Annotated in this window: 13 protein-coding genes and 1 pseudogene; 11 read left to right on the top strand and 3 right to left on the bottom strand. The window is 57.3% G+C overall.

The genetic code is table 11. The features are described from left to right. Positions 1-92 precede the first annotated feature (92 nt). From OGR47_RS17545 to OGR47_RS17530, 4 genes are all read left to right on the top strand, one after another. Positions 93-935, top strand: a complete 843-nt coding sequence (locus OGR47_RS17545; protein WP_165054224.1) for a substrate-binding domain-containing protein — start codon at positions 93-95, stop codon at positions 933-935. A 161-nt stretch (positions 936-1,096) separates the two neighbouring features. Further along, positions 1,097-1,903, top strand: a complete 807-nt coding sequence (locus OGR47_RS17540; protein ID WP_165054227.1) for a substrate-binding domain-containing protein — start codon at positions 1,097-1,099, stop codon at positions 1,901-1,903. 133 nt (positions 1,904-2,036) lie between these two features. Then, positions 2,037-2,936, top strand: a complete 900-nt coding sequence (locus tag OGR47_RS17535) for an outer membrane protein (RefSeq protein WP_165054230.1) — start codon at positions 2,037-2,039, stop codon at positions 2,934-2,936. 40 nt (positions 2,937-2,976) lie between these two features. After that, complete coding sequence (locus tag OGR47_RS17530) at positions 2,977-5,484, top strand: alginate export family protein (protein WP_165054233.1); 2,508 nt, start codon at positions 2,977-2,979, stop codon at positions 5,482-5,484. Positions 5,485-6,061: 577 nt separating this feature from the next. Here OGR47_RS17530 and OGR47_RS17525 read toward each other — a convergent pair. After that, positions 6,062-7,393 carry a dihydrolipoyl dehydrogenase family protein gene (locus tag OGR47_RS17525; protein ID WP_165054236.1) on the bottom strand — a complete coding sequence of 444 codons (1,332 nt, stop codon included), beginning with the start codon at positions 7,391-7,393 and terminating at the stop codon, positions 6,062-6,064. Positions 7,394-7,749: 356 nt separating this feature from the next. Here OGR47_RS17525 and OGR47_RS17520 point away from each other — a divergent pair, with 356 nt between their 5' ends. The 7 genes and pseudogenes from OGR47_RS17520 to OGR47_RS17490 all read left to right on the top strand — a co-directional run. Next, complete coding sequence (locus tag OGR47_RS17520) at positions 7,750-8,019, top strand: hypothetical protein (RefSeq protein WP_165054240.1); 270 nt, start codon at positions 7,750-7,752, stop codon at positions 8,017-8,019. Between the two features lie 302 nt (positions 8,020-8,321). Beyond that, positions 8,322-9,533, top strand: coding sequence for a tyrosine-type recombinase/integrase (locus OGR47_RS17515; protein WP_267270093.1), 1,212 nt, complete (start codon positions 8,322-8,324; stop codon positions 9,531-9,533). A gap of 10 nt (positions 9,534-9,543) precedes the next feature. Further along, positions 9,544-10,140: a hypothetical protein gene (locus OGR47_RS17510; protein ID WP_165054246.1), complete on the top strand. Its 597-nt coding sequence runs from the start codon at positions 9,544-9,546 to the stop codon at positions 10,138-10,140. Between the two features lie 89 nt (positions 10,141-10,229). Further along, positions 10,230-10,463 (top strand): hypothetical protein, encoded by a 234-nt coding sequence (locus OGR47_RS17505; RefSeq protein ID WP_165054249.1) that lies wholly within the window; start codon positions 10,230-10,232, stop codon positions 10,461-10,463. Continuing rightward, positions 10,460-10,771: a hypothetical protein gene (locus OGR47_RS17500; protein ID WP_165054251.1), complete on the top strand. Its 312-nt coding sequence runs from the start codon at positions 10,460-10,462 to the stop codon at positions 10,769-10,771. The genes OGR47_RS17505 and OGR47_RS17500 overlap by 4 nt, the downstream gene beginning before the upstream one ends. Continuing rightward, positions 10,771-11,835: an AAA family ATPase gene (locus OGR47_RS17495; protein WP_323809331.1), complete on the top strand. Its 1,065-nt coding sequence runs from the start codon at positions 10,771-10,773 to the stop codon at positions 11,833-11,835. Before OGR47_RS17500 ends, OGR47_RS17495 begins: the two co-directional genes overlap by 1 nt. 718 nt (positions 11,836-12,553) lie before the next feature. Continuing rightward, a pseudogene (locus tag OGR47_RS17490) lies at positions 12,554-12,646 on the top strand (hypothetical protein); the annotation flags it as partial. Here OGR47_RS17490 and OGR47_RS17485 read toward each other — a convergent pair. Then, complete coding sequence (locus OGR47_RS17485; protein ID WP_165054257.1) at positions 12,612-13,298, bottom strand: IS66 family transposase; 687 nt, start codon at positions 13,296-13,298, stop codon at positions 12,612-12,614. The pseudogene OGR47_RS17490 and the gene OGR47_RS17485 overlap by 35 nt on opposite strands. Before the next feature lie 19 nt (positions 13,299-13,317). Further along, positions 13,318-14,502: a methyltransferase domain-containing protein gene (locus OGR47_RS17480; RefSeq protein ID WP_165054260.1), complete on the bottom strand. Its 1,185-nt coding sequence runs from the start codon at positions 14,500-14,502 to the stop codon at positions 13,318-13,320. Positions 14,503-14,592 lie beyond the last annotated feature (90 nt).

The raw sequence follows: 14,592 nt of genomic DNA, 5'->3' as shown, positions 1-14,592 counted from the left end.
GCTGGAAGACATGGGAATGATCGTCTTGTAGCGAGACCTATTCCCACAAATCAAAACTCCTCATTTTGAAATTGCTGAGAAGGGAAACGGTTATGTCCTCAATGAAGCTCAAGGCAGCGGCGCTATCCGCTTTCGCTTTTGCGACTCTGGCGAGTCCGTCCGCATTCGCGACAACGATCAATGTGGCCGTTGCCGCCAACTTTACGGCGACATTAGGCGTGCTTATCTCCGCGTTTAAGGCGGTATATGGCAGCGGCGTAGACGTAACGTTTAAGTCAGAATCCTCTGCCTACCTGCAGACTGAAATCATCAATCATACTACCGCCTACGATCTATTCTTGTCAGCAGACCAGTCGCGCCCGCAGACTCTCGCGACGAGCTATCCCTCACTCGTGATCGGCAGCCCGTTCCTCTACGCTGTCGGGGAGCTCGAGCTTTGGTCGCCGACAGTGGATATCAGCGCGGGCCTGCCGAGCCCGATCCCGGTGGATATTGTGCTCGCTGATCCGAACAAGGCGCCTTATGGAACCGCCGCCGCTCAGGTGCTCAGCGCGAGCCCGTGGTCCATCACATGGACGCCGGGGAGCCCTTATCCTCCGTCGGGCACGGCGCATGTGTTCACGAAATCCAATATCAGCCTGACTTACTCGGATGTCAGCAACGGTGTCTACTCCTATGGCTTCGTGCACCAATCGGCCATCTGCAAGCTTGTGAGCGGCGTGAAGTCATTCACTCGGGTGGCAGGATACCATCATACCTATCCGTACAATGACACGACGTACCCACACACGGAAATCGCTCAATACGGCATAAAACTCGTCAATTCGGCTCGCACTTCTGCGCAGGATACGGTGCTGACCAATTTCATAAACTTTATAAACAGCACATCCGGAAAAAATGTCATCAAAGACTATTGCTACTCACTGACGTTGTAGTCGGGCGCATTGGTCGCCGCCGGAGGGTTTCCAGCGGCGACCGTTTTCCGCAGCCGCTTTCAATCGTTCGCCCCTTGGTCCGAGAGGCTAATCGCCTCCGTTGCTCGGCGCTCGCCTGCGCCGACTCGCAAGCCCGGTCGTGCAAATCTGAGGATAAGTAGATGCTGAAAGAACAATTCAAACAACTTGCAATTGGCGTCGCAGCTTTCACGTTTTCCTGCGCGACCGCCAAAGCAGCCACGACAATCACAGTGGCTGTCACGCCGACGGCCGCCAACGCTATCGTCGATCTCGTTGCGGATTTCGTCAACGCAAATCCAACATATGACGTTGCTGTCGTCGGCTCTTCGGACAGTCTTTCTAAGGACGCGATTGTCGCCGGCGGCGCGACGGGACCTTATGATCTCTTATTGGCCCAATCCTATTCGGTTCCAGCCAATCTGAAATATTATTATCCCACTCTCGTTTCGGGGGATCCCTTTCCCTTCGCGAAGGATACGCTCGTCCTTTATTCGACCACCGTCGATATCAGCCAGGGCATCCCTCTTCAGTTGCAGGCCTTTTCCTTGCCGGACCCCGCCACCGCGGATCCTTATGGCGTAGCCGCGGTTCAAGCCTTGGGACCCGAATATCTTTATGCACAAGGCCAGAGTCTCACGATCAAAACAGCGGACGCCGGCGGCTCTTATGCGCAGGTCGCATATCTGGGAACGGCTTACGGTTTCACGGGAAAATCCCAAATCTGCACCGCTGTGACGAACGTCGATCAATATGAGCCCGGCAGCTTCCATCACGAATATGTGCTCGGCCAAGATTATACGACCGACATCGTTCTCGCCGGCGTAAAAATTGCCCGCACGCGCACCGTCGATCAGGAAACCGCGCTGACAGCCTTCGTGAATTTTCTCGTCAGCGCAAAAGCGACGGCCCTGCAGCACCACTGTTACAAATTGCCGAGCGCTCAGTAGCCTGGCGGCCTCCGCCTCATCACGCAGAGGCTTTCGATCTTTCCTGCGCGATTGCGCAGTGGGTTAGGCGACCACGGTCGCTCGAGGGCCTCTTACTTTTCCAGTCCAGAGTTCTCAGTGGGGGGAACAACATATGAAAAAAGTTACCGCTTTGCTTTGCGCCCTTGCTTTGAACCAAGGACCGGCGCTCGCCGCCGATCTCATTCGCAAGAGCCCGCAAATTCTTCCGCCTCCTGCTCCGCCGGCCTGGGCTGGATTTCATGTTGGTCTCAACGGCGGTTATACCTGGGCCAATAGTCCCGATATCCGGATTTCTTCTTTCCCCTGGCCCGCGCCATCTCCTCTGGTCACTCCGCAAGGCCCGGCGCCGAGGGCCGATCGCTTTGCCTTTGACGCTACCGGAACCATTATAGGCGCGAGAAGCGGGGGATTTATCGGCGGCGGCCAGCTTGGCTACGACGCTCTGCTCACGCCACAGATACTCGCTGGCGTCGAAGCGGATTTCCAGGGCGTTCTTGGCGCCACGGGCAGCGCGTTTATCTCGAACGCAACCACGCAACTCCATCCAACGTCACGGCTCGATTATCTCGGAACCGTTCGCGCCCGCTTGGGCTACCTCTTGACCCCCGCCTTCCTCCTTTATGCGACCGGCGGCGCGGCTTATGGCGGCGCGTCTTCGAGTATGTCGATTTTCCAACCCGGCGAAGGGGCCATCGGCGGCGTCGGAACAGGCGCCTCCAGCACGACGCGTTTCGGCTGGACCGCCGGCGCCGGGGGAGAATGGATGGTCTGGCCGAATTGGTCCGTAAAAGCCGAATATCTCTACTACGATCTTGGCTCTGCCGGATCTTCCTTTGTCGCAACAAGTGGTGGCTTTGATCCACTTTATCCACTGGATCCATATTACTATACGACCGTGTATCAATTCTCTTACCTTTCTGCGAAGACGCAAGCGCATTACAGCGGGAATATCGTTCGAGCTGGCGTCAATTACCATTTCAATTGGAATCCGCCATTGCTTTCGAAACTTTGATTGCCGCTCGTTACCTCGAATCTGAAAAAGGCCTGTCGTCATGGCGTCGCGTAATTCCTGCCTGTGGATGAAGTCGGTTGCATTGGGTGTCGTATTGGCGTCCGCCTCCTGGGGAGCGTCGGGGGCGCCTGCGGGAAATGAAGCCGCGCCGTCAAAATCCCAAAGCAACGAGCCTGCGAAGGGCGCGACGAAGAGCGCTCCTCAAGCCGTGGTAAAGACGGCCTCGCCCGCGTCGAAAGCCGGCGCTGCGCCGGTCGAGGCGAAAAAAAGCTATTATGTGCCCACACGCGGTTATCGATTGGAGCCGCAGCCCGACATCCCGCCCTATGTGCGCAATCTCGGCAGGACATATAAGGAATTCGAAGGCATCGACTGGCTGGACGTCGGTCTCGATTCGCGCACGAGATTTGAATATCGCAAAAATGATTATCGGCCCTGGACCGACACGTCGACAAATCCAGCGTCGTCTAAACGCAGATATTTCCCGAACTCTCTGTGGCTGCTGCGCACGCGCGCCTATATCGGCGTCAAGGAAATCCTCGATCCCTTCCGCTTCGTCGTGGAATTTCAGGACTCGCGCGCCTTCAACAGCATCTATGAGCTGCAGGGACAGGAGATCAACGAGGCGGACCTCATCTCGGGCTATGGCGAACTTTATTTCAAGGACGCTCTCGGCAAGGACGATCGCGGAAATGACCGTCCGCTGACGGTGCGCGCCGGCCGCTTCCATCTCGAGGTCGTCGATCGCCGTTTGATCGCCGAGAACGAATTTCGTAACACCACAAACACATTCGATGGGCTTCGCATTAAACTCGGCAGACGCGACAATGATTGGGACCTCGACAATTTCGTCATGCGGCCGGTGGTTCGCTTACCCTACGAATTCGACCGTCCCGATTGGCAGAACTGGGTCTACGGCAGCGTCCTGAGCGTGCGTCGATGGTCGGAATATGCGACGATCCAGCCCTATTTCATCGGGCGTAAACAATATGGAGACCCTTCCAGCACTTCGGTGGCGAGCAGAGTTAGCCGCGAGACATATTCGCCGGGACTGCGCGTTTACGGCGTTCTCGGCAACTTCGACTATGATTTCGACGTCACCAAGCAGTTCGGCCAGATCGGCGAGTATCACCCCTTCGGTGGGCCGTCCTTGCTGACGAGCGTACGCCTTGACGCCATCGCCTATGCCTTCGAGGCGGGCTACACCTATGTCGACCATCCCTGGAAGCCACGGATAAGCGTCAATTACGCCTATGGCTCCGGCGACAAGAGTCCATACGACAACACCAATCAGACGCTTGATGTTCTCTACGGCTTCAATCAGCCTTTCTCACGGAACGACTATTTTGCCTGGAACAACATCAAAGCGCCGAAAATCCGTTTGGAGTTCACGCCGACAAAGAATCTTCAGATAGACACGGCTTTCGGCGGTTTCTGGCTTGCGAGCACGGCCGCCGCGTGGGACCGCGCCAATCTCTATGCGCCGCTCGGCAACAGAGGAGGTTACCTGGGCTCCGAAGTGGACGTGCGCGTGCGTTACAAGCTGTCGCAATATATTAATATCACCGCGAGCTATTCCCGCTTCTGGCCCGGTTCTTATCCGTCGAGCTTCGGGCCGCCTGTCCTTGCGCAGACATATTTCCCGCAATCCTTTCCAGGGCAAACCACCACGACAAACGGCCTGACCGCGCAGCCGACCGACTTCTTCTATCTCGAAGCGTCGGCGAACGCCTTCGGCGACGGTCAGCCGATCGTCGGAAATCCCGCTCGGGATTTCGTTGCGATTTTCCCCACTCAATCATCGAGCCCGACCCCGGCCACGCTGCCGACTTGGCGCGATTTTTATGTCGGGCTCAATGGCGGCGGGGCCTGGTCGAGCCCCAGATCAATGGTGTCTGTTGGGCCGATCAGCAAAGCGCAGCCGAGCCTGCCCGTCGCGGCGACATCGAATATGCTGCCCGCCAATTTCAATCTCTCAGGATTCGTCGGCGGCGGGCAGATCGGGTGGAACTGGAAGTTCAAAACAAACGTCGTGGCCGGTATCGAAACGGATTTGCATGGCGTCAGCGGAAACACCGATAGGATGCAGCAGGCGACAAAAGCCTGGTCGATCGGCAACACTTTCGTCAATTACGGCGTGCGCTCGGCGACCTTGAATTTCCTTGGAACCGCACGCTGTCGCCTCGGCTATCTCGCAACGCCTTCCGTGCTGCTCTATGGAACAGGCGGGCTCGCTTATGGCGGCGTCACCTCCAATGCGGCGCTTTTTACCTACCGAGTCGGCGGCTTTACAATAACACAAGGCAACCCGCTGAATCAGGAAACACGCGTTGGATGGACGGCTGGGGGCGGACTCGAATGGGCGCTCTCGCCGAATTGGAGCGCGAAGGCGGAATATCTCCATTACGACCTCGGGACGGCGACAGCCATGGCGCCGGTATTCCACCCCAGCGGGTTCTATGGTTACGGCATCCTCAGCCAGACGAAGTTCGGCGGGAATGTCATCCACGCGGGCGTCAATCGACATTTCGATATGAGCGCAAGATAGCGTCCAGGCGTACGGCTCGTATTCAAACAGTGGAAGCGCGAGTTCAGCGCGACGGTCGCGCAACGCAACCAAGCGCGCGATCGCCGATCTTGAAGGCTTCTGGGAGTAGCGCTTTGACATAGACTCGCATGCGCCGGAAAAATCGGCCGTCTGGGCGTCGCGGCCGTCAATTATGGTCTGAGAGAGAGGGGGTGGACCCGCGGCGAAAAAGTCCTAACTAGTGGCGATGCCTAAGCGCCCATATGAAGCCGAAGCGACTCGTCTCGCCCGAGAAAAGCGCCGTATCCGCGCCTCCTTGGTTAAGGCAGGCATGTTGCCGGGCCTGTTCGAAAAAGGCGGTAAGGTTCTCCGCCCCGAGATCAGGACGCTCATTGACGAAGCCTTGGCTAAGAACGCGCACAAAGACTAATGCGCTCGAGGTCATCCTGGCGACCAGACCCCAGCCTGCTTCGGGGACGTTCTAGCGTGAGGGCGGTAGAGAAGCAGCGCCCTCGTTCCGGTTATCCCTCTGAGTGTACGCGTCTGGCAGGACGGGGGCGGCCGCCCCAGCTCAAGTAGATGGCGAGCGAAGGATTGCTCACCCGAGCATGTAAGGGATATCCGCCGCTTCGGACGGATAGGCAGGCACGAATTCGCGCAGCTGATCCAAGCGCAGGCCGAGGCGCATGGCGAGCGCGAAGATGTTTATTTCTTCCTCCGCATTCGGTCCGATTATATGTGCGCCGAGCAGACGGCGGGTGTTGGGGTCGGTCAAGAGCTTGTATGCGGCCGTGTCCTCTTTCACCCGTCGAGCAGAATACCAGGAGCTGATGTCGCCTTCCGTCACCTTGATCGGCGCGTCGCCGCTCGCCTCATTCTGACCGACCGAAGCCAGCGGCGGAATGGTGAACACGACGCTCGGAACGCCTGCATATTGGGGACTGCGCCGTGCGCCGTCCAGGAGATTAGCGGCGACCACTTCGGCGTCGAGCTCCGAAACCGGCGTCAGCATCGGGCCGGCGTTTGCGGCGTCTCCGGCGGCATAAACAGCCGGATTGGATACGCTTTGCAGCCATTGATTGAGCCGCAACCGCGGTCCGTCCCGCTCAATTCCGCCGGCTTCTAAATCGAGATCGTCGATATCTGGAACGCGGCCGGCGCCATGCACCGCGACGTCCGCTTCAAAGCTTGCGTCTTTTGTGGAGACTTCGATCCCCTCACCAGTTTTCTCGATGCGTTCAACACGGCAATTCAGGCGCACATCGATGCCGAGGCGGCGTGATTTGTCGAGAAGCCGTTCAACGAGCGCTCGATCAAAGTGCGCTAAGGGCTTGTCGTCTGCGTGCAGGATGGTCGTCTTCGCCCCGGCGCGCGCTGCGATGTGGGCGAATTCGAAGGAGATATACCCTCCGCCGACAAAGATCAGCCGTTCGGGTAGCTCTTCGAGGTCCAGGAAGTCGTCGCTGGTCAGCAGATTTTCGGCGCCGGAAATTGGCAACGGCGCGGGCCGCGACCCGGAAGCGATAACGATGTGCCGGCCGATGAGCGTTTCACCATCGATGGCGACGCTGTTGTGATCCACGAAGCGCGCGCTGCCGTGAAAAGTCTCTATCCCGGCGCCTTTCAGACGCTGTTCGACAGCACTCGGCGCATTCTCGAAGAAAGACCGTTTGAACCGGGCAAGGTCGGACCAGCGCAGCGAAATGTTTTGAGCTTCGAAACCATCACCCTGAAAGCGTCGAGCTTCGTCGACGACTTCGGCGACGCCCCAGAGAAGTTTTTTCGGGTCGCAGCCTCGCAGCATGCATGTCCCGCCGAACGGGCGTCGGTCAACGATGGCCACGCGCCAACCCACGCTACGGCACTGCTGTGCAATCCCCGTCGCAGCGACGCCTGTGCCAATGACGATGAGATCATACGTGCTTGCCATTTTGTGGCTCCTACGAGAACGCTTCCGCGGCGCTTAAAACAGAACGCAGGAGGCGAAATGGGGTCACACTTCGTTGCGGTCAAATTAATTGGCGCCGCCGCCGCGGCAAGACCTGTAAAATCGGGGTTTTGTTCCAATACTATGCATGGGGAAAGCGCTGCCCCTTCGTCCAGGTCGAGCCCCGCCTACAACGCCACTTGGGGCGCGCAAACTCGGACTTTCTCGCGGAATTGTCCGAATTTCAGGAAATACAGCGCAGCTTCGCCTAGCGCCGCGTCGCGCCTTTCCAACAAGAATCGGCGCGTCCGGCGCAGATCCGATCCGGCGTATATCTCGGCGAAAAGCAGGAGGGCAGAATGTCCCTTGAGCGAGTTGACGCGAGCGTTCATCGTGAGGACGGCGGCTATTCGTTCTCGATGCGCATCGTTGGCACGGAGCAGAGCGTACGCGTTTTCGTTGCTGACGACGCGCTCGTGGACAAAGCCCTGCTAAGCACGCGAGCGCGATTTGACGGTGACGAGCAGGCGTTCGAGGAAATAGCGAGCGAACGGCACTCGCATGGGCGAGTATCTGCGGAGGGGCTTATTGAGATCAGCCTTGCCGACCTGGCGAGGATCATCGACTGATGGGGAGCCGCGCTCGCCTTAGCGATTGATTCTAATGGTACCGCCACCCCGGCTCGAACGGGGGACCCCCAGATCCACAATCTGACGGTCGAGGTCTTCCGGCGCTTTCCGCAAATTTCAATTCATCGCCATCACACTGTTTTAAATAGCAATGGTGTTTACCCTTGATTTCCGGTAAGCGCTGGAGCTACCTTTCTTCTGCTTACCGATTGCTTACCGGAATCCGTTCCATGGCGCAGGGCCGAATTTCCAAACGCTCAGTTGATGCTCTCGTCTGTCCGTCCGGGAAGGATCGCATCTTCTTGTGGGACGACGCGCTCGCAGGGTTCGGCGTCGCCGCCTTCCCGACAGGCAAGAAGGTCTATGTGGCTCAGTTCCGTAAGGACGGGCGCTCGCGACGGATTGCGATTGGCGACCACGGCCGGCTGACGCCGGATGAAGCGCGCTCGCAAGCCAAGATGGTCCTGGGTTCCGTCGAAACGGGAGCGGACCCGATCGCCGAGCGTAAGGCCACGCGGGAAGTGCGAACATTCCGTGCGGTGGCGGATGACTTCCTAAATCTCCACATCACACCCAAGCGCAAATCGAGGACGGCCGCCGAGTACCGCCGGTTGCTCGATCTCCACCTCTTGCCGGCCGTCGGCTCGAAACGCATCCTGGACGTGCGGCGGGCGGATTTGTCAATGCTCCACGCCAGAATGGTGGACACGCCTCGCGCGGCCAATCATTGCCTCGCACTAGCTTCGGCTATCTGGAACTGGGCTTCCAGACGCGACGAGGTTACGTCGGCCGACAATCCGGCAAAAGGGATTGAGCGCTACCCCGAGCAAGGCCGCGAACGCTTTCTCACGACCGAAGAGCTTTCGCGCCTCGGCATAGCGCTCGCGGAAGGCGAGACGATCGGCCTTACCTACGAGATCGATGAAACGAAGCCGAAGGCGAAGCATGCGGCCAACGTCGAAAATCGGCGCGTGAAGCTCGACCCCTTCGCAGTCGCTGCGATCCGGCTGTTGATCCTGACGGGCGCGAGACTACGTGAAATTCTCGACGCCCAATGGGCGCACATCGACTTCGAGCGCGGCATTATCTTCCTGCCGGATTCCAAGACCGGGCGAAAGCCCGTCTATCTTTCCGCGGCTGCGCAACTCATCCTGGCGAGCCTACCGCGTATCGAAGGCAATCCGCACATCATCGCTGGGGCGAAGGAGGGCGCGCCGCGGGCCGACCTCAAGAAGCCCTGGGCCGCCGTTTGCCGAGCGGCTGGCCTCGAAGGCGTCCGGCTGCACGACCTCCGCCACAGCTTCGCGTCATTCGGCGCCGGTGCCTCGTTGGGATTGCCGATCATTGGTAAATTATTAGGGCATACACAGCCCGCGACCACCGCGCGCTACGCCCATTTGGATTTGGACCCGCTGCGTCGGGCGGTCAACACCATCGGCGCGACGATCGCCGCGGCAATGCATGGCGGGAATGACGGGAAAAGAGTGGCCATAGTAAAATTCAAAAAACGTTGAGGCGCTGAGTATGTCGCAATCTCCATCGCTGGCCGACTTATCTCCTGTCGGGCGCGCAGCTATGGCACTTAAGCGCTTTCAAAACGGGATATTGAAAGAACTTGACTTCGAAATTGCCAACGCTTCGGACGACGGAGAAAGGGCGGCTCTCGATGAGAGCAAGGCCCGTTTGCAAGTGGCGGTCAAGCAAATGACAGAATTAGCGAAGGACGACGAACGGCAGCGCGGCATAGAGATCCTAAACACCGCCCTGGACCTCATGTTTGCGAGTGCGGATGCCGCCAGTCGCATTGATCTCCGCAGGATTCCGAAGGCCATCAGCATGGCGCATGGTCGCCCAGGGGGAAAAGTCAGCGCACGAAGCCGACGCGATACAGCCGAAGTTACCTGGAAGCCAATCGCTCTGGAACTGGCGAAAGAAATCCGGAGCAAAGAACCCAAGATCACTCAGGTCGAATTGGCCGAAAAAATCGAGGCTAGATGGTACCACAGGGTCCAAAAAATCGAGGCTAGATTGGGCCGTAAGATTAAGTGTCCGAAGACACAACTGATTCCGGCCTTAAGCAAGTGGGAAAAAAATGGAGAGTTGGTGAAGTGCAATAAGTGATGAACGCGTTCACCCGTTTTTATCTATCTGAAAATGCTAGTAAATGCTTTCATCATTCCCCGCGCTACCGCGCAAGAAAGGAATGACGAATGAGCAATGCTCCGCAGTTTCTCCGCCGCAAGTCCGCCGGCGAATATCTCAAGCAAAAATACGGATTTGGTAGCGAGAAGACGCTAGCGAAACTCGCCTGTCTCGGCGGCGGTCCTGAGTTTCGCAAGGCCGGCGTCGTCACCCTCTATGAGCCGGCTAAACTTGATGAATGGGCGCTCGCTAAGATCGGCGCTCCCATCCGCTCGACCTCCGAGAGCAGGGAGGCGGCATGATGGTCGCGCCTCCCGAAAAAGCAAACCCCGGCGCGGGAACGCCGGGGTTAAAAGCTCATGCAAAAAATCTCACGCCCAACAATACCATGAGCGGCGGCCCGATCAAGGATTATGTCCGCGAACCGCTCGTCCGGGCCTTCGTCATTGAGCAGGCGGACCTGCTGGGAAGCCTCACAGTCTCCTTCGCCGAAGCGACTTGGCGGGGGAGCGACACGCTTGCGTCGATCCATCTCGAGCAAATCAGACTTGTCGGGCGCGAACTCGTCCGCTCGTTCAGTGAGCTGATGAAAATTGGCCGGGGTGCTTGATGAGAGAGCCGCCCTGTTCCTCCCGCTCGTCATTTGTCGCTGAAGCAAAAGCGGAATATCATCGTGAACGGGACGGGTGCCGTCCCACTCCGCTTCCAAACGGAATGGGCGGCGCGCTCGTTGAGTCTTCAACGATTATTCGCGTCGCGGCGCCGGAAAGCCCGCAAGCCCCCTTCGCGCCCGCATATCAGCGAGGCCTTGTCACGCTCACCGGCGCCGAGCTGCTAAAGCGCGATTTCCCTGCGCGCGAATTTCTTTTGTCGCCTTGGCTCCCTTCGAAAGGCCTGGCGATGATTTTTTCCGAGCGGGGCATCGGCAAGACTTGGATTGGCCTCAACATCGCTCACGCCATGGCTGGCGGCGGGGAATTCCTCCGCTGGCGCGCTTCTCGTCCGTCACGCGTCGTCTACATCGACGGAGAAATGCCCGCTGGCGTGTTGAAGGACCGTTACGCCGCAATCGTAACCGCCGCCAATTTTGACGCGCCGGAAGACTATTTCCGGCTCGTAGCGTCCGACCTCCAGCCCGACGGTCTTCCCGACCTTGCTGACCCCACCGCGCAGCGGTTCTACGACGACGCTATCGCCGACGCCGATGCGATTTTCGTCGATAACCTCTCGACCGTCTGTCGCACTCTTCGCGAGAACGAAGCCGACAGCTGGGGACCAATCCAAGCATGGTGTCTTCGTCAGCGCGCGGCCGGAAAGTCCGTGCTGCTGATCCATCACGCGGGAAAGGGTGGTGGGCAACGCGGGACTTCGCGAAAGGAAGATGTTCTCGACAGTGTTATCTGTCTCAAGCGGCCAATTGATTACGACTCCAGCGAGGGAGCACGCTTTGAGGTCCATTATTCGAAGGCGCGAGGGTTCTGGGGTGACGACGCGGCGCCTTTTGAAGCGCGTCTGGTCGATGGGCAGTGGATCGTCGGCGAGATCGCCGTGGACGATTGCCTGGATACGATCCGCGCCATGAAGGAGCGCGGCGCGACCGTTCGTGAAATCGCCGACCGGCTCGGGATGTCGAGGTCGGCGGTGGGACGCAAGCTGAAGGGAGACCGCGAATGAGCCTCCGCGAGCTTGCGCTAAAGCATCTCCATGCAATTGCTAAGACTACGCTGTCTCAGCGGGACAAGCCTAGTGCTGTCCCAGCGGGACAAATCGGCTTAAACCCTCATTCTTCTAAGGACTCCGCTGTCCCAGCCAAGCAGTTGAATGGGACAACGCAACCTAGGCGAATCGGGCCAATGGGGCACGCTGTTCCCCTGGGACAGTATGAGAGGGGCGGGACAACTGGGACGCTTGGGACAAGTGGGACAGGCGGGACAACTCTCGCCTTTGACCAACACAGCGCTTCTGTTAGCTTCAGGAGAACCGCTACAGCTTGGTAATTGTCAATCGGACGACAGCCGATCCACCGCTGTCGTCCGATAGGACGACCGCCCGCGCTCCAAACTCAGCCATGGCCAACCTCATTCTTGATGTATTCGCCAGCGTTTGCGGGCAGTCAGTTCGACAGCATGATAGGTTCAAACGCCGTCGGAAACTAACTCTGGTCCTGGACCACCGTTCCCAAGCGCTTCAACAACCGCCAGGACTCAACTCGCCGCTGGATGAAAGCTCAGGGGCAGGTCACAACGACCACAACCAATCCTGCCAAGCCCAAAGGCAGGCGCTAAAAAGGTTCTCGCACCGCTGCAGACCGCCAAAGTCGCGCAGCCGGAGTCCAGAAAGCGTTTGCTGCGAGAGCATCTTCCCTGAGGCTGCAGCGCATTGAGGACCCAAGATGACTAAAAATACAGCGGAAAAACAGCGAGTGCGAGGGCGGCCATTCCCACCCGGGGTCAGCGGAAATCCGCGAGGCCGTCCAAAGGGTGCGCAGAACAAGAGGGCACTGATAGCTGGTGCCTTATTGCGTAGCGATACTGAGAATCTCGGTCGGGCTTCCACAGCTGTAAACGGGGCCATCGTTCGTTATTTCGATCGGCGAGAACAGCTTTCCCCAGGCGATTTAAAACTAGCGATGGCGCTGCTCGTTGGATGCGGCGACATCGTGTGCGCCTACGCCGAATTGGTCGGGCAACTACGCTTCCAGGCGTCGCGAGCCAGCGATCACGGGACGAACGGTCCGTCGGCGCTTGAATGACGCCGGCCGCGCCGGCGGGGTGAGCGCCGCCCGCGCTTACTTTGCGCTGGATCACCGCCGGCCGCAAATCGCGCTCGCAGGCGTTATTGGTCGCCTCGACCATGCTGGGGAAATCGCAGAAGGTCAGCAGTTGCTCCCTGGCTCGCGCAAATTGCGCTTGCAACTCGGCAGCCAGTGAGCAGGCCGCCGGCTCGGCGAGGATCGCATCGAGGTCGCGTTCGAGTTTTCGCTGGCGCGTCTTTATTGTGGAGGGCGCCAGCGTGCTGATATCTCGCGCCAGCGCAAAGGCGCGATCGAGCCAGGTTTTGATGCGCCAAGCGACCAAGTCATCGCTATTTTCGTCGGCAAAACGCGCCTTACGCTGGAATCCCCGCGCCCGCTGCATCACTCCGCCGCCGATTTACTTAATCCCGGACGACCCCTTGGATGCCGTATCGGGCCAACCATCGAAACGGATTGAATTTAGAAGTTTTCTTGCGCAAGCGCACAATCTGTTCCTCCAAAGCTTCCAGCCGGACGGCTTGTTGATCGTTTAGATTGCTAAGTGACCTGACCAAACGTGAGTAAGCAGTCGATAAAGTAGTATCTATTGCTATTTCAGAACCGATTTTCTGGAGCAAAATCTTACGACGATCATAAAATTCCCTCTCTGTCTGCCGCTTTCTAATCGTGCCGGCTACGTTTTCAAGGTGAACATAGAACTCATTTCCGTTATTTTGCGAGATCGAACGTATGTCGAAATCTACTAGACCAAGAAATTCACAATCTCTCAAAATTAATTCGAACGATGATGGAGTAAATACTGAGCAATGAACATCTCTATATATCTCATCCGGCGACTTTTGAAAGTTATCCCAGGTATGAAAGGCCTCTTTCAATGTCTCAAACGGCACGACAAGTTCAGGATCAGCGCCTAGCGAAAAGCACAAAGCTTCCCTGTCAGCTTGCTGGAATCTGCTATGCAATGAGGTTTGTGCAAAAAGCTGCTGAGCGCTCGGCCGATCTCGCTTTTCATAATATGCCGCCACCCAATCGGCCGTAATGGAGTGGGGACGAAAGTAGTCAAAAGACGCTCTTTTATCAGGAAGGGCCATAGAAAGTATGCCGTTTGGTTTCAGAACCTTTGAGCAGCCCTGCAAAAACAATATTGGATTTGGTAAGTGTTCAAAATTATGAGATGAAATAATATAATCAAATGATCCTAAAACGCACTTGCTCGAAACTATTGAATCAATGTCGCATGCGCTTCCTATAAAATCAACATCCTCAATCAAGTTTAAGCATCCATCAGGTATATTTGGATCTGCCATAGCCTTTGAAACGAGAGTGTTTTTATCAAAAACATCAAGTGTTAGGCAGTTAAACCCATGTGATTTCGGTGTAATTGGATTGATCCAAGGGGCTATTTCAATCCCATAATGCTCCCTATCGATAAAGCGCAGCAATTCATTTGAGCGATTAATATCTGCTTGCAAATGATTTGAGGTTACATCCAAGAGATCTATCTTTGCCAATCCTACCTCGTGAATATAAGGTTCAAGATCTGCACCGGTAAAACTCTCAAGCGCTCTGGTGTTCGTTTCGCTCATAACCGACATTCCCTAAACAAGGCCAACGTCGACAACCTTACCTTAGTAGGCTCTCGGACGAGGCAGAAACCATTAAGCATTGCTGTTCAG

This window comes from Methylocystis sp. MJC1 (assembly GCF_026427715.1).
Lineage (GTDB): Bacteria > Pseudomonadota > Alphaproteobacteria > Rhizobiales > Beijerinckiaceae > Methylocystis.
Note: the sequence above shows the minus strand (reverse complement) of the source record. Positions and strands in the feature narration are given on the sequence as shown.

Coding starts and splice junctions, on each gene's coding strand:
- OGR47_RS17545 (WP_165054224.1), top strand. CDS start 93: ATGTCCTCAATGAAGCTCAAGGCAGCGGCGCTATCCGCTTTCGCTTTT.
- OGR47_RS17540 (WP_165054227.1), top strand. CDS start 1,097: ATGCTGAAAGAACAATTCAAACAACTTGCAATTGGCGTCGCAGCTTTC.
- OGR47_RS17535 (WP_165054230.1), top strand. CDS start 2,037: ATGAAAAAAGTTACCGCTTTGCTTTGCGCCCTTGCTTTGAACCAAGGA.
- OGR47_RS17530 (WP_165054233.1), top strand. CDS start 2,977: ATGGCGTCGCGTAATTCCTGCCTGTGGATGAAGTCGGTTGCATTGGGT.
- OGR47_RS17525 (WP_165054236.1), bottom strand. CDS start 7,393: ATGGCAAGCACGTATGATCTCATCGTCATTGGCACAGGCGTCGCTGCG.
- OGR47_RS17520 (WP_165054240.1), top strand. CDS start 7,750: ATGTCCCTTGAGCGAGTTGACGCGAGCGTTCATCGTGAGGACGGCGGC.
- OGR47_RS17510 (WP_165054246.1), top strand. CDS start 9,544: ATGTCGCAATCTCCATCGCTGGCCGACTTATCTCCTGTCGGGCGCGCA.
- OGR47_RS17505 (WP_165054249.1), top strand. CDS start 10,230: ATGAGCAATGCTCCGCAGTTTCTCCGCCGCAAGTCCGCCGGCGAATAT.
- OGR47_RS17500 (WP_165054251.1), top strand. CDS start 10,460: ATGATGGTCGCGCCTCCCGAAAAAGCAAACCCCGGCGCGGGAACGCCG.
- OGR47_RS17495 (WP_323809331.1), top strand. CDS start 10,771: ATGAGAGAGCCGCCCTGTTCCTCCCGCTCGTCATTTGTCGCTGAAGCA.
- OGR47_RS17485 (WP_165054257.1), bottom strand. CDS start 13,298: ATGCAGCGGGCGCGGGGATTCCAGCGTAAGGCGCGTTTTGCCGACGAA.
- OGR47_RS17480 (WP_165054260.1), bottom strand. CDS start 14,502: ATGAGCGAAACGAACACCAGAGCGCTTGAGAGTTTTACCGGTGCAGAT.